Origin of the sequence: Paenibacillus sp. OAS669, from assembly GCF_014873645.1 — a bacterium.
GTDB classification, from domain to species: Bacteria; Bacillota; Bacilli; order Paenibacillales; family NBRC-103111; genus Paenibacillus_S; species Paenibacillus_S vulneris.
The window spans coordinates 53,921-67,786 of the sequence record NZ_JADBDR010000006.1 but is presented as its reverse complement, the minus strand read 5'-3'; the positions used below and the strand labels follow the sequence as shown (position 1 = coordinate 67,786).

Sequence of the window (13,866 nt, the reverse complement as noted above, 5' to 3'; positions counted from 1 at the left end):
AGAACATTAGGTGGAGTGACAATATATGCGGATTAACAAATTTATAAGTGAGACGGGCTTCTGCTCGCGGCGCGAGGTGGACAAATTAGTTGAAGCCGGGCGCGTAACCATTAACGGCAAGAGGGCCGAGCTGGGCAGCCAGGTGGAAGAAGGGGATGAGGTCCGGGTCGACGGCAAGCCGATCAGCACCAGGAAGAAGGGCGTCTACATCGCGCTGAACAAGCCGGTCGGCATTACAAGCACGACGGAGCAGCACATTCGCGGCAATATCGTTGACTTCGTCGGGCATAAGGAACGGATCTTTCCTATCGGGCGGCTGGATAAAGATTCCGAGGGGCTGATCCTGCTGACCAATGACGGAGACATCGTGAACAAAATCCTGCGGGCGGAAAACAACCACGAGAAGGAATATATCGTCACGGTGGATAAACCGATTACCCCGATGTTTTTGCAGGGCATGGCGGGCGGAGTCCATATTTTGGGCACAGTAACCAAGCCTTGCCGCATATACAAGCAGGGAGACAGGGTGTTCCGAATTATTCTGACCCAAGGATTGAACCGGCAAATCCGGAGAATGTGCAGTGCATTCGGATATGAGGTCCGCCGCTTGAAGCGGGTAAGAATTATGAATATCCATCTGGGCTCGCTGCCTGCAGGCAAATGGCGGGACTTGACGGATCAGGAAATGGACGAGCTGCTGCGAACGATCGCTCACGATCGTAAGTAAGCGGCGGCATGAGGCAAGCCGGCTCGACTCCGGAGCTGGCCGGCTCGCGCTCTACCCCTGAATCAGCTTCGAAGCCAAGTCTCCTGGCGGCAGTAATGATTCCCAGCCCCTGTGCAGAAACGCTCGTTTCATGTACAATTTCCTTCAAGGCTTTCACCACACCACACGGTTTACGACCGGAGTACCCGGCATTTCTTTACCATTCATATGAGCCCTTTCCATGCCGTGGCGGTATAAATGAAACCGGTTCGGAAGTCCAAAACAGTCCAAATCGGCGCAAAATTGTTAGAAAATAGTTTGTATCCCTATACTTTTTACATCTTATCTCGGGATATAACGCCGTTTAGCGGCAAGCTGTTCCTTGGAAGCATGCATAAATTGCGATATAATAAGTATATATAAGTATATATAAATGTTGCTTATGTATGGTTTGAAAAATTGAGTTTTAAGGGAGGTGTACCTATCCGCCTCACCGAGGGGATAGGGAATTATTGAGTAGTGACCCGTTACCTTTATTGTGGAATCTGGTATTGATTCTTGTTTTGATCTTATTGAATGGATTTTTTGTCGCTGTAGAATTTGCGATGGTTAAGGTTCGTAACAGCAGGATTGAAACGTTGGCCAAGGATGGAAACACAAGCGCCAAGTTTGCCCAAAAAATTACGAGCAACTTGAATGCTTATCTGTCTGCGTGCCAGTTAGGTATCACATTAGCGTCACTAGCTTTAGGTTGGGTCGGGGAACCGACCGTATCGAGAATCATTGAGCCTGTGCTCAAGGATTTTGGTTTTAACGATACACTGATTCATACGATTTCTTTTATCATTTCCTTTTCCGTAATTACCACGCTGCATATTACTTTGGGTGAGCAATTTCCGAAGACTTATGCGATTCGCAAGCCGGAGCAGATCACGATGATGTCTGCCGGACCTATGATTTTGTTCTATAAAATTATGTTCCCATTCAACTGGCTGTTGAATACGATTTCCAACTGGATGCTCCGCAAGGCGGGGATCGAGGTTACTTCCGAGCATGACTCGGCTCACACGGAAGAAGAAATTCGCGTACTGATGAAAGAAAGCCATAAGAACGGCTTGATCGATAACACCGAGCTTACGCTGGTTGATAATATTTTTGAATTTACCGAAACGAATGCGCGTGAAATTATGATTCCCCGCACGGATATGGGCTGCTTATACGTCCAAATGTCGTTTGAGGAGAATATGAAAATTGCGCTAGACGAGATGCGAACACGCTACCCGGTTTGTGATCCGGATAAAGATAACATTATCGGGTTTGTCCATATAAAAGATTTATTGAAGGCCAACGCCAACAGCGCGGACATTCGTAAAGTCATTCGCCCTATTACCAAAGTGCCTGAGTCGATGCCGATCAGCAACCTGCTGAAGCTGATGCAGAAGAAGAGAGCGCAAATTGCTCTGTTGATCGACGAATATGGGGGTACTTCGGGTATGGTGACACTCGAGGATATCATTGAGGAAATCGTCGGTGAAATTCAGGATGAATTCGATACGGATGAGCGTCCAGTGCTGGAGCAAAAGGACGAAAGAACGTTTTCTATCGACGGCCGTATGCTGATCGATGAAGTGAATGACCGATTCGGGACCGAGATCGATACCGAGGACTATGATACGATCGGCGGTTGGGTCTACTCCCATATCGAGATTCCGCCTAAAAAAGGCCAGAAGATCGCATACAATGACCAATATGAGTTTATCGTGGAAGAAACGGATGAACTCAGGGTTTCGCGGATTATTGTGAGGAAGCTGTCCGTAGAAACGCTAACGGCTTAATCCATCAATAATAAAAGGGCTGCAAGGCCAGGTTGGAAGATACCTGGTCTGTGCGGCCCTTTACTTTTCTTATCTTATGTAAGAGTTCTAGCAGTTAAACTTATAGCCTACGCCGCGGACCGTTTGTACGAAAACGGGCTCGGTCGGATTGGGCTCGATTTTTTTGCGCAGATTGCTGATATGCACGAGAAGGGTTCGGGTGTCCCCGTTGCTGTCCACTCCCCAGGCCATTTTATACAGCTGCTCGATGGGCACCACTTTATTCGGCTTTTTGGCCATTAAGGCCAACAGGTCGAATTCTTTGGACGACAAGGGGGCAATGGTTCCGTTGACCCAGACATTGCGGCTGAGAAGATCGATTTCGAGCCCCGGAAACGACAGCTGCTGCGATTCCTCCTTTTGCTGGTCCAACTGCTGCTTGCGGCGCAGATGGGCCTTCACTCTCGCGACGAGCTGGCTCGGGCTGAAGGGCTTGGTCACGTAATCGTCGCCGCCGATGCTTAAGCCAAGAATGATATCCATATCCTCGCTCTTACAGCTGATGAACAAGATCGGAATGTCGTAATTTCTGCGGATCTGCCGGCATATTTCAATACCATCCATCCCCGGCAGCAGCACATCCAGGATCACCATATCCGGTTTATGCTGCTCCATATACTCCAAAGCCCCGGTGCCGCTGTCCGTGCTTATCACTTCATATCCTTCCTTGATCAAGTACAATCGAATGAGCTCAATAATTTCCGGTTCGTCATCTACGATTAATATTTTTTCAGCTGGCATTGTCACTCTTCATCTCCTGACCCCTGTTGTAACCTGCTAGTTCCCAAAAAATGAAAATTGCGATACGATGAGAGAAAAATGTTATAGAAAGAAAGTGATTTCCGTTTCCAGATTATATCTCTATTATATATGGATTCCAGTTGTTTTTGCTATCCTTTTGTTAAGCGGGTGCGGCAAGGACGAGACGGTAAAGCGGCTTCAGCCTCTTGCGGTTGATGGGGTCATGGATCTGCGGAGCTGGCAATTTGAGCAGGACGGCGGCGTGGAATTAAACGGAGATTGGGACTTTTACTGGAGGCAATTGGTTGACCCGCAGGAGGCTGCCTCAAACGGATATCTGCGTCAGGTTCCGGATCGGCTCAAGCTTCCCGCCGCCTGGAATGGACATTGGGTCAACGGTGAAGCGCTATCCGGGATCGGCTATGCGACGTTTCATCTGAAGCTGTTGACGCAGCCGACCGATCGCATTTTGGCAGTGGAGATGCCTTCTATACGTACAGCCTATACCTTGTGGATCAATGGCGAGCGGCTCGCCCAAGCAGGTAAGGTAGGGGTCAGCCCGGAGGAAGGGGAGCCGGGATATAGACCTCAGGTCGTCTATTTTAAACCGACGAGTACGACGTTGGATATCGTACTCCAGGTTTCCAATTACGATCACCGGCTCGGAGGAATATGGAACGAGCTGAAGTTGGGGGAAGCCTCTCAGATCACAACAAGCCATAATAATCATATGGGCCTTGATTTAATGCTGGTAGGAAGCTTGCTGTTGATGGGGCTGTACCACTTCGGGCTATTCCTTATCCGCTTTAAAGAGAGAGGATCGCTTTATTTCTCCCTATTCTGCCTGTTGATCGGGATACGAGCTACGTATGTCGGCGAGGGGGCCGCACTGCAAATGTTCCCGTCCGTTTCTTGGGAATGCGGCTTGCGGATAGAGTATCTATGCTACTATTTGGCGCTGCCGCTGGCGGTCATGTTCTGCAGATCATTATACCCGCAGGAGATAATGCGTTTTTTCGTGGTCGGAACACAGGTGACTGGGGCCGTCTTCTCAGCCGCGGTGATAATCCTGCCGCCGGAGCAATTCACATTCACGACTCAGGCCTACCAAGTGATTACAGTGCTGGTCTGCGGGTATGTGCTGACCGGGATCGTCAGAGCTCTGCTCCGCGGCAGGGAAGGGGCTTGGTTTGCTCTATTGGGGGGCATCGTATACGCGATTACGGTTTGTGTAGATATTTTGTATTATAATCAGTGGATTCATTTAGGGAATATCTCTTCCTTTGGCTTGTTTTTCTTCATATTTATGACATCGTTTATCATCAGCCTCAAGTCCTTCAAAGCCTTTGCATCAGTGGAGACCTTGTCCCGCCAGCTGCGTGAGCTGAATATGGGTCTGGAGCACCGGATTAAGGAAAGAACAGCCGAGCTTCAGAGGTCCAACCGGAGATTGGAGAAAATGAATGAGGATTTGGGACGTCTGGAAACCTCCAGGCGCCATCTGCTGAGCAACATATCCCACGATCTCGGGACGCCGATGACGCTTATCCAGGGTTATGTGGAGGCTTTAATTGACAGGGTTGTTGTCGATCCTGACCAGCAGGAAAAATATTTGCGGCTCATTCTGGGGCGAATCACGGGCTTGAACCGGCTTATAGCCGATTTGTTCCAGCTCTCCAAGCTTGAGGCTAGGCAAATTGACTTTTCCATGCAGGAGATGGACATAGAAGACGTCATTCACTTTTACAGCGATCGCTACGATCTTGAGGTGAAGAATGCCGGCCTGCATTTCAGTGTACAGGCTCCTATCCCTGCTCCGGAGGAGCGGAATAAAACCGGCAGCGTATTTATCGATATCGACCGGATCGATCAGGTATTGACCAATATTATTTATAACGCGATCAAGCATACTCCCGTGGGAGGATTTATACAGCTCCAAATGGCCATTGAAGGACAAGCGCTTGTAATGCGGGTACAGGACAATGGGAGCGGGATCGATCCGGAAGACTTACCTTACATATTCGACCGGTTTTATAAGAAGGACAAGGCGCGCAACTCCGCCGAGGGGGGCAGCGGCCTGGGACTTGCCATCGCCAAAGAAATCGTGGAATTCCATGGCGGACGCATCTGGGCGGAGAGCCGGCTCGGACAAGGAGCCTGCATCTGCTTCCTGCTGCCTCTGCAGCCGGCCAAGCAGATCATTCGCGCTTAAGTGAAGGAAGGATTCTCCTGACCGGACAATAGGCTAGAGCCGCTTCATCGCCTGGCGATAGTCGGTCGGCGACATCCCGTACAGCCGCTTGAACTGCTTCGAAAAGTAAAGCGGGTCATGGAACCCGACCGAGGAGGCGATCTGCTCCACGGTAAGCTCTTGTCTCTCGCGAAGCAGCAGCCTTGCCTTGTCCGTGCGGAGCTGAAGCAGGAAGCTTACGGGAGTCATGCCCGTATGCTTCTTGAACAACGTGGACAAGTAGGCGCGGTTATAGCCGAGAGCCTCGGCCATGAGCTCTATAGTGATAGGCTCCGCATATTGGGTGGACAAATATTGAATAGCCTGCTGGACGATCTGCCCGCTGCTGCTTGGGAGCTGGGGTGATCCGCTCGGCTCGGGCTGCAGAGCCCCGGCATATTCGGCCAGCAGCAGGTGGAGATAGCCGCTTGCCCTAAGGTTGGCTTGGCTTATTCTCGTCTGGAAGACGGTCTGCACTTGATGGTAGAGCACGCCGATGCTGCGTTTGCGGCCGGTGTGGACGACAGGCTGCTGGGAGGAGAGGCCGATCTGCTTCAGCATCCGCTCCGCACGAGCTCCTTCAAACGCGATCCAGCGATAGAACCAAGGATCATCCTCATCGGCCTTGTAGCTGATAAGCCGGCCCGGCTCGATCAGGAAGCTGTCCCCGGGCCCCAGAGGATAGGTTACCCCCTGGCATGTGTAAGTACCGCGCCCGGCTTGAATGTGGTGGAGCAAATAGTAGTCGACCACCTTCGGGCCGGGCTTGTGTCCGGGCTTGGTCTGGCTGCTGCCGCTGAACAGCACGGTCAAATCGTCATCGGCGGGCGGCTCGGGGTTGGAGACGACATAATAGCTTTCCGTTCGTTTGGTGGGCACGGTCATCGGTCAATCCTCCTGGCATGATCGGTCGTATTTTACATTTTCGCTCAGGTTGTCTTTCTATAAGATAGAGTATATCATGTCCCTGGAGAAGTTAAACGGGCGATCTAACATTTTTCCATGCTATACTGACATCGTTCCATAGTGAAGAGAACCCGGCAGCAGTATACTGAAAGCAAGCAAACAACGAGCCCCGCATCCATTGATGTGCGGCATTATTCTAAAACAGGTGGTGTACCCATGGCAGATTTACAAGCATTGAAAGGCCGTTTCACAGAACAATACGGCAGCGAGAGCGCAGAACCTATCCACGTTTTTCATGCACCTGGGCGCGTTAATTTGATCGGTGAGCATACGGATTATAACGGAGGCTACGTATTCCCGGCGGCACTTACCTTCGGGACGACCATGCTGATCCGCAAGCGCGAGGATGAGCAGGTTGGATTCGCCTCAACCAACTTCCCGCTGCACAAACATATTTCCATCAACAACATCGCGTTTGATCCGGCCGATGACTGGATGAATTATCCTAAAGGGATTATCCATGAGATTCAGAAGAAGGGCCTGTCCGTAGGCGGCTATGACATCTTGTACAGCGGCGCTATTCCTAACGGCTCCGGACTGTCCTCCTCGGCCTCTATTGAAGTGGTAACGGCTTATGGCTTGCTGACCATGGAGGGACACCCTGCGGATAAAGTTCAAATCGCATTGATGTCGCAGAAGGCGGAGAATGAGTTCATGGGTGTGAAATGCGGCATCATGGACCAATTCGCCGTGGCGATGGGCAAGAAGGATCATGCGATCCTGCTGATGTGCGATACGCTTGAGTACAAGCATGTGCCGTTTGAGAGCGGCGCGTACAAGCTGGTGATCGGCAATACGAACAAGAAGCGCGGCCTCGTTGATTCGGCCTATAACGAAAGAAGATCGCAGTGCGAACAGGCAGTCAAGGATTTGCAGCAGCAATTTCCGGAGCTGACGCTGCTCGGCCAGCTGAATCTGGAGCAGTTTAACGCTTATCAGCATCTTATTCCGGACGAAACCGTCCGCAAGCGGGCAAGGCACGTTGTGGAGGAGATTGACCGCGTGCTTCAATCCATGAAAGTGTTGGAGAAAGGCGATCTCGAGGCCTTCGGCCAATTGATGATCGGCTCCCATAATTCGCTTCGTGACCTATATGAAGTAACCTGCCTGGAGCTTGATGTCATGGTGGAGGAAGCCTTGAAGATTCCTGGGGTGCTTGGCTCCCGCATGACTGGGGCAGGCTTTGGCGGATGTACCGTATCATTGGTGCATGAGGATAGCGTCGATACGTTTATTGAGCAGGTGGGCCGCGTCTACAAGGAAAAAACAGGGCTAACCGCGGACTTCTACGTATGTGACATCGGCAATGGCGTGGAGCAAGTAACGGAAGCATAGAAAAGCCTTGCCTGGGCTGAAGCTTGTCCGGGCATTCGGATAGGAAACATGACATACAACAATGGGGAGGCAATCAAAATGGCAATCATGGTAACAGGCGGTGCGGGCTATATCGGCTCGCATACGGTTGCGGAGCTGTTGGCAAGAAACGAGGAGGTTGTCGTTGTCGATAATCTCCAGCAGGGACACCGCGAGGCGGTATTGGGCGGCAAGCTGTACGTGGGCGATCTGCGTGACGCGGCATTTATGGATACGGTGTTCAAGGAAAATGAGATTGAGGCGGTCATTCATTTCGCCGCGAACTCGCTGGTCGGCGAGAGCATGCAGAATCCGGCCAAGTACTATCATAACAACGTGTACGGAACGCTCTGTCTTCTGGAAAAAATGAACGAGTACGGCGTGAACAAAATCGTGTTCTCCTCCACGGCGGCTACGTACGGCGAACCGGAAAATGTGCCTATCGTGGAGAGCGACCGCACCCTGCCGACGAATGCATACGGGGAAACCAAGCTGGCGATGGAAAAAATGATGCGCTGGTTCGATACGGCCCATGGCATCAAATACGTGTCGCTTCGCTATTTTAATGCGGCGGGAGCCCATGAAAGCGGCCGTATCGGAGAGGACCACTCGCCGGAAACGCATCTCATTCCGATTATTTTGCAGGTGGCTCTAGGGAAGAGAGCGCATATCTCGATCTTCGGCGATGACTACGCAACGCCGGACGGTACTTGCATCCGCGATTACATTCACGTGACCGATTTGTCGGACGCTCATATCCTGGCGCTGGAGAAGCTTCGTAAAGGCGGCGACAGTGGCATCTATAACCTGGGCAACGGCAAAGGCTTCTCCGTTAAGGAAGTGATTGACATTGCCCGCAAGGTAACGGGACACGATATCCCTGCGGTTGTGGAGCCGCGCCGCGCAGGCGATCCGGCCATCCTTATCGCTTCTTCGGAGCGGACCCGGGCGGAGCTCGGCTGGAAGCCGAAGCGCGATAGTCTGGAGCAAATCATCGCATCGGCATGGGCATGGCATCAGAGCCATCCGGAAGGCTATGCGAAGTAATCAAGTACATGCGGCTTACAAGCTGTAACAAAGGAGATCGTGCGCTATGAATGACACAACCGGTATGAATCGGGAGGAAACAGCCGCTCTGACCATAGAGCGGCTCCTCCAGTTCGGTATTAGACATAAGCTGCTGGAGCCGATCGACATCTATGCTGCGCGTAACGCCCTGCTTGAGATGCTTCGGATCGGGGAGCCGTACAGCGGCAAAGTGGAAGAGGAATCTATCGACAGCCCTGTGGAGCTGCTGGAGCAGCTGCTGGATTATGCGGCGGAAACCGGCATTCTGGAAGACAACAACACGACGCTTCGCGATCTGCTGGACGCCAAAATCATGGGCTGTCTGATGCCTCGTCAATCCGAGGTGGCCGGACGGTTCTGGAAGACGGCCAAGCAGGACAGCGTGGAGCGGGCTACGAATGAATTTTACCGGATGTGCATGGATTCGAATTATATTCGCGCAGACCGGATTGCCAAAAACCAGTATTGGCTGGCGCCAACGGAATACGGCGATTTGGAGATTACGGTAAATCTGTCGAAGCCGGAGAAGGACCCCAAAGAGATCGCCCTGCTTAAGACAGCAGCGCCGAGCAATTATCCGAAATGCCTGCTCTGCATCGACAACGTCGGGTATGCAGGAAGATTGAATCATCCCGCCCGGCAAAATCTGAGAGTCATCCCTGTGGAGCTGGACGGAGAGCCGTGGTATTTCCAATATTCTCCGTACGTGTATTACAACGAGCATAGCATCATTTTGGACCATCAGCATCGGCCGATGCAGACCTCCAATAAGACGTTTTACCGCCTATTTGATTTCATCGATCAGTTCCCTCACTATTTTATAGGGGCTAATGCGGACCTGCCGATCGTAGGAGGGTCCATCCTGAACCATGATCATTTTCAGGGCGGCAAGCATCGGTTCCCTATGGAGAAGGCACCGGTGGAATACAGCATGTCCCATCCGGACTATCCGAACGTGAAGCTGGGTATTGTCAAATGGCCAATGTCCGTTATCCGTATTTCCGGTCATAATAAGCTGCTGCTGTTGAAGCTGGCCGATACGATTCTTAACGAATGGAAAGACTACAGCGATCCCGCTCATGATATATTGGCTTACACGGATCAGGACGGCGTACGTGTGCCTCACAATACGATTACCCCTATTGCACGTAATAATGCAAATGGAGAGTATGAGCTGGATCTTGTTCTTCGCAACAACCGGACCAGCGAGGAGCATCCGGATGGAATTTTTCACCCTCATCAGCCGCTTCATCATATCAAGAAAGAAAATATCGGCTTGATTGAAGTGATGGGTCTGGCCGTTCTCCCGGGCCGCCTTAAGGATGAAATGGAGCTTCTGGCACAAGTGCTGACGGGATCTCTTCCTTTGGATGCGGGAATTACCGGGCATGAGGAGTATCCTCTGTATAAGCATCGCGATTGGATCGTCGAGCTGATTGCGGAGCACGGAACGGCCTTGACGCATACAGCCGCGGAAGAGGTACTTCGCAAGGCTATCGGTCATAAATTCTCCTGCGTTTTACAGGATGCCGGCGTATTCAAACGGACCGAAGCGGGACTGGATGGATTTAAAGCATTTATTCGAACGTTCGGATTTCGTTGAATATTATGGCAGGTTTTGAGACTCATTCCCTTGGGAATGAGTCTTTTTTACTATCTATTTCAGTTTGGTGATAAGTTTTATGCGGAAAATAGGAAAAAATTCTCACATACGAACTCTCTTTGTGTTATAGTATTTTACATAATGATAACATCTGTTAAGGGATGGGGGAGTACATATGTTTGATTGGTTAGGTTTCAGGAAGGGGCTTCCTCTCTGGTGGTCTTACCGATTGAATCGGGGGTTAAAGGAGGATGTCGAGGATATTTTCGAAGGGATTGCGAACACCCGCATGGAGCTCTTGAGAAGCTGGACGAACGAATACTGGGCTCATCTGGATCGTTTGCTCGTGCAGATGGCTTCAGTGGATGAGGATCGGGACGATTCGCAGAACCGCCAGGCTAAGGAGCTGGACAAGCTGTTCGCCTCCGTCCGTAATCGGGCATCGGACTTTTCGGAAATTTTCCTGTTAAACGAACAATCTGTTGTCGTGTTCTCATCTTACCCGAGACATGTCGGCACAAGCTATGCCGGGCGCGGTCTGCTGTCTAAAGGCTTGGAATATACCTATAAAGGGGATAAATGTCTGTTCGGTCCCTATGCAGACCCTTTGACGCTGGAGATAGGACCTTCGACCTCCGCTTTTCATGATAAAATGACGCTTCTTTATATGGTACCGGTTATGAAAGACGGCCGGTGGGCGGGAGCTTTGTGCGGAAGAATTCCGAACGATGTGATCGGCGACTTGATTCAGCGGGAATCAGGCCATGTGTATCCGGATTCCGGCGATAACTATATTTTTATGGCACGGGCGGGCCTGAATACCCACATTGCTCCGGGTACGGCCTTATCACGAAGCCGCTTCGAGGATCGTACGTTTACTCATGGGGAAAACCTGAAGGACGGCGTCACAACCGATTGGGGTGTAGTTTCGGTACAGGAGCACACTGAGCTCGAGCTGATGTTCACTGATCCTGCCACCGGCAAGCTTCATCCGGGCGTTGCAAATACGATAGCGAACGGCAGCAACTTATTCGTCTCCTTTCCGGGTTATTCGGATTACCGGCATATTCCGGTCATCGGCAAGGGGGTGACGTTCCAGCTTCCTCATTGCCCGGATGTTTGGGGGATGATGTGCGAGGGGGATCTGGAGGAGGTGTACCGGATTCGCGGTGTCGGCTGGAAACTGGCTAAGCTTCAGCTGCCTCTGATCGCTGTTTTCGCGGTATTGAGCGCCCTTCTGGTCTATTTCGCGCTAAGCCTGGGTTCCGTGTCTCCGGCTCTTGTGGCTATCGGGCTGGGCGTGCTCCATCTGTTGTACGGCGGCCTAGTCGCCTGGACGCTGCATAAGAAGGGCTCCAAGCCGGTGGTGGACAGCCTTCATACTATCAACCGGTTTATCCGGATCAACGCCGAAGGCAAGGGGGACTTAACGCAGCGTCTGGACTATGCGCGGTTCGATAAGGACGAGACCCGGGAGCTGGCGAAATGGATTAATAATATGATCGATTCTTTGGAAGGGATTATGCTGCAGGTGAAGCAGGCGGCGGCCGATGTGCTGTCCAGCCAGCAGCTGCTGAACGAATCGACGGTCAGTACAGCCGGATCCACCGAGCGAATGAGCGGCAAAATTCATGATATGATTCGAAGCATTCGCAGCCAGCTGAAGGATATCGATGTCGCCAAGGATGCGGTAGGCGATATGCAGGGAACGCTGAGGGTGCTTGAAGATAAAGCGTCGGAGCAAATTGCGGTGGCGCAGACCGAGGTAGAGCGAATCGGGGAGAAGATGCGCCAAATTTCGGACAAGGTGGCTCAAACGAACCAAACGATTCTGACCTTCATGAAGACGACCCAGGAGATCACTAACGTGCTTCAGGTCATCGAGGAAATATCCAACCAGACGAATTTGCTCTCCTTGAATGCCTCGATTGAAGCGGCCCGGGTAGGCGAGCATGGCAAAGGCTTTGCGGTTGTTGCAGGGGAAATCCGCAAGCTGGCTGATCTGACCCGCAAATCGACGGAGGAGATTCACGAAACGGTGCAGCATATATATAAAAACGCCAAGGAAGCGTTCTCCTCAATGGAGGAAGGAACGCAGGTGGTGGAGGAAGGGACCCGGCTGGCGGCAGCAGCCTCTGAGCTATTAACCGGGGCAGGGATGGACTCGCAAAAAACACAAGTCGTCGACGAGGTAGTCGGATTGATGGAAAAAATCGCCGACGTCAGCAAAGAAAACCGCCAAATTTCTACCGAGGTCGAAGGCAAGGTGCAGGAATTAATGACCGATATTGTGAACGTCCGTCATACCTCCCATCATGTGGAGGCTATTACCGGTTTTCTGCAGCAGCTGGTGAATCAGTTCCGGTTAACGGAAACCAGGAGAAGATAGACGAGACGAAAGCTGAACGGCTCTCATATGTGAAGCTGCAATCGGGGAAGAGCTGCCTGCTCCTAAATAGGATCGGGCAGCTCTTCCTATTCCATAAAGATTTAAGGTAGGTCCCAAAGTGTCTTCGGCTCACGGATGATACCGGCCCGCCATCATGAAGCCAAGAGCGCCATTAGGGGTCGGGGGCTCGTTCATCCGCTCACGGACGCTCCGGCGGCACTCCCCACTTCTCTGCAAAAATTAGCGGCTCCAGCGAGCGCCGTTTCTCCCATTGAGCCGCTTCCAGAATCGGCATTGGAGGATAGTTATCGGTATACCCGATGGACAGCAGGGCAACGGGATCGATATGGGGAGGAATATTCAGAATGTCGCGAACGTCGTTCTTTTTATAAAAGCTGACCCATCCCATGGCAAGCCCTTCGGCACAGGCTGCGAGCCACATATTCTGAATGGCGCACGCAGTCGACATAATATCCGTCTCCGGGATCGAATTGCGCCCGAGCACATGGGAGCCGCCGCGGGTGGGATCGCAGGTTACACAGATCGTTAGGGGAGCCTGCTCGAGCCCTTCGATTTTGAGCGACAGGAACTTCGTTTCTCTTTCTCCTTCATAATGAATGGCCAGCGCTCTCCGCTCTTTATCCGCCGCCCAGGCGAGACGCCGTTTTCCTTCCTCCGATTGAATGAGAATAAAATTCCATGGCTGACTGAAGCCGACGGAAGGTCCGTGATGCGCGGCGTCCAGCAGCTTCATGATCGTATCCTGCGGGATTGGATCGGGCCGGAAGGTCCGTATATCTCTGCGGGTATAGATGGCTTTGTAGACGGCGGCCTTTTCTTCTTCGCGAAAGTGCATCGCAACAACATCTCCTTCGGTTCGTATTAGGAGCAGCTTACCCTAGATTGCTGTCTTCTATAAAATGACCGCTCGAATAT

10 protein-coding genes are annotated in these 13,866 nt (G+C 51.7%); 7 read left to right on the top strand and 3 right to left on the bottom strand.

Going from position 1 to position 13,866, the window contains the following annotated elements; genetic code table 11:
- The first annotated feature begins 25 nt into the window (after positions 1-25).
- Entirely contained in the window at positions 26-727 is a 702-nt protein-coding gene (rluF, locus tag GGC63_RS14735) for a 23S rRNA pseudouridine(2604) synthase RluF (protein WP_192702960.1), read from the top strand.
- 491 nt (positions 728-1,218) lie between these two features.
- Positions 1,219-2,541, top strand: coding sequence for a hemolysin family protein (locus tag GGC63_RS14730; protein ID WP_225948224.1), 1,323 nt, complete (start codon positions 1,219-1,221; stop codon positions 2,539-2,541).
- Between the two features lie 87 nt (positions 2,542-2,628).
- Here GGC63_RS14730 and GGC63_RS14725 read toward each other — a convergent pair whose 3' ends face one another.
- The gene (locus GGC63_RS14725; RefSeq protein ID WP_192703202.1) at positions 2,629-3,321 is read right to left on the bottom strand and encodes a response regulator transcription factor; all 693 of its coding nucleotides are present in this window, start codon (positions 3,319-3,321) and stop codon (positions 2,629-2,631) included.
- 67 nt (positions 3,322-3,388) lie between these two features.
- Here GGC63_RS14725 and GGC63_RS14720 point away from each other — a divergent pair, with 67 nt between their 5' ends.
- On the top strand, positions 3,389-5,533 hold the full coding sequence (locus tag GGC63_RS14720) for a sensor histidine kinase (RefSeq protein ID WP_192702959.1): 2,145 nt from the start codon (positions 3,389-3,391) through the stop codon (positions 5,531-5,533).
- Between the two features lie 33 nt (positions 5,534-5,566).
- Here GGC63_RS14720 and GGC63_RS14715 read toward each other — a convergent pair whose 3' ends face one another.
- On the bottom strand, positions 5,567-6,436 hold the full coding sequence (locus GGC63_RS14715; protein WP_079911127.1) for an AraC family transcriptional regulator: 870 nt from the start codon (positions 6,434-6,436) through the stop codon (positions 5,567-5,569).
- A gap of 237 nt (positions 6,437-6,673) precedes the next feature.
- On the opposite strand from GGC63_RS14715, the gene GGC63_RS14710 reads away from it, so the two are divergent.
- From GGC63_RS14710 to GGC63_RS14695, 4 genes are all read left to right on the top strand, one after another.
- A complete protein-coding gene (locus GGC63_RS14710; protein WP_192702958.1) occupies positions 6,674-7,852 on the top strand; it encodes a galactokinase in 1,179 nt (392 codons plus the stop codon).
- Positions 7,853-7,930: 78 nt separating this feature from the next.
- A complete protein-coding gene (galE, locus tag GGC63_RS14705; protein WP_079911125.1) occupies positions 7,931-8,917 on the top strand; it encodes a UDP-glucose 4-epimerase GalE in 987 nt (328 codons plus the stop codon).
- 46 nt (positions 8,918-8,963) lie between these two features.
- The gene (locus GGC63_RS14700; RefSeq protein ID WP_225948223.1) at positions 8,964-10,541 is read left to right on the top strand and encodes a UDP-glucose--hexose-1-phosphate uridylyltransferase; all 1,578 of its coding nucleotides are present in this window, start codon (positions 8,964-8,966) and stop codon (positions 10,539-10,541) included.
- 175 nt (positions 10,542-10,716) lie between these two features.
- Positions 10,717-12,930: a methyl-accepting chemotaxis protein gene (locus GGC63_RS14695; RefSeq protein WP_192702957.1), complete on the top strand. Its 2,214-nt coding sequence runs from the start codon at positions 10,717-10,719 to the stop codon at positions 12,928-12,930.
- 199 nt (positions 12,931-13,129) lie between these two features.
- Here GGC63_RS14695 and bluB read toward each other — a convergent pair whose 3' ends face one another.
- On the bottom strand, positions 13,130-13,786 hold the full coding sequence (bluB, locus tag GGC63_RS14690; protein WP_079911123.1) for a 5,6-dimethylbenzimidazole synthase: 657 nt from the start codon (positions 13,784-13,786) through the stop codon (positions 13,130-13,132).
- Positions 13,787-13,866 lie beyond the last annotated feature (80 nt).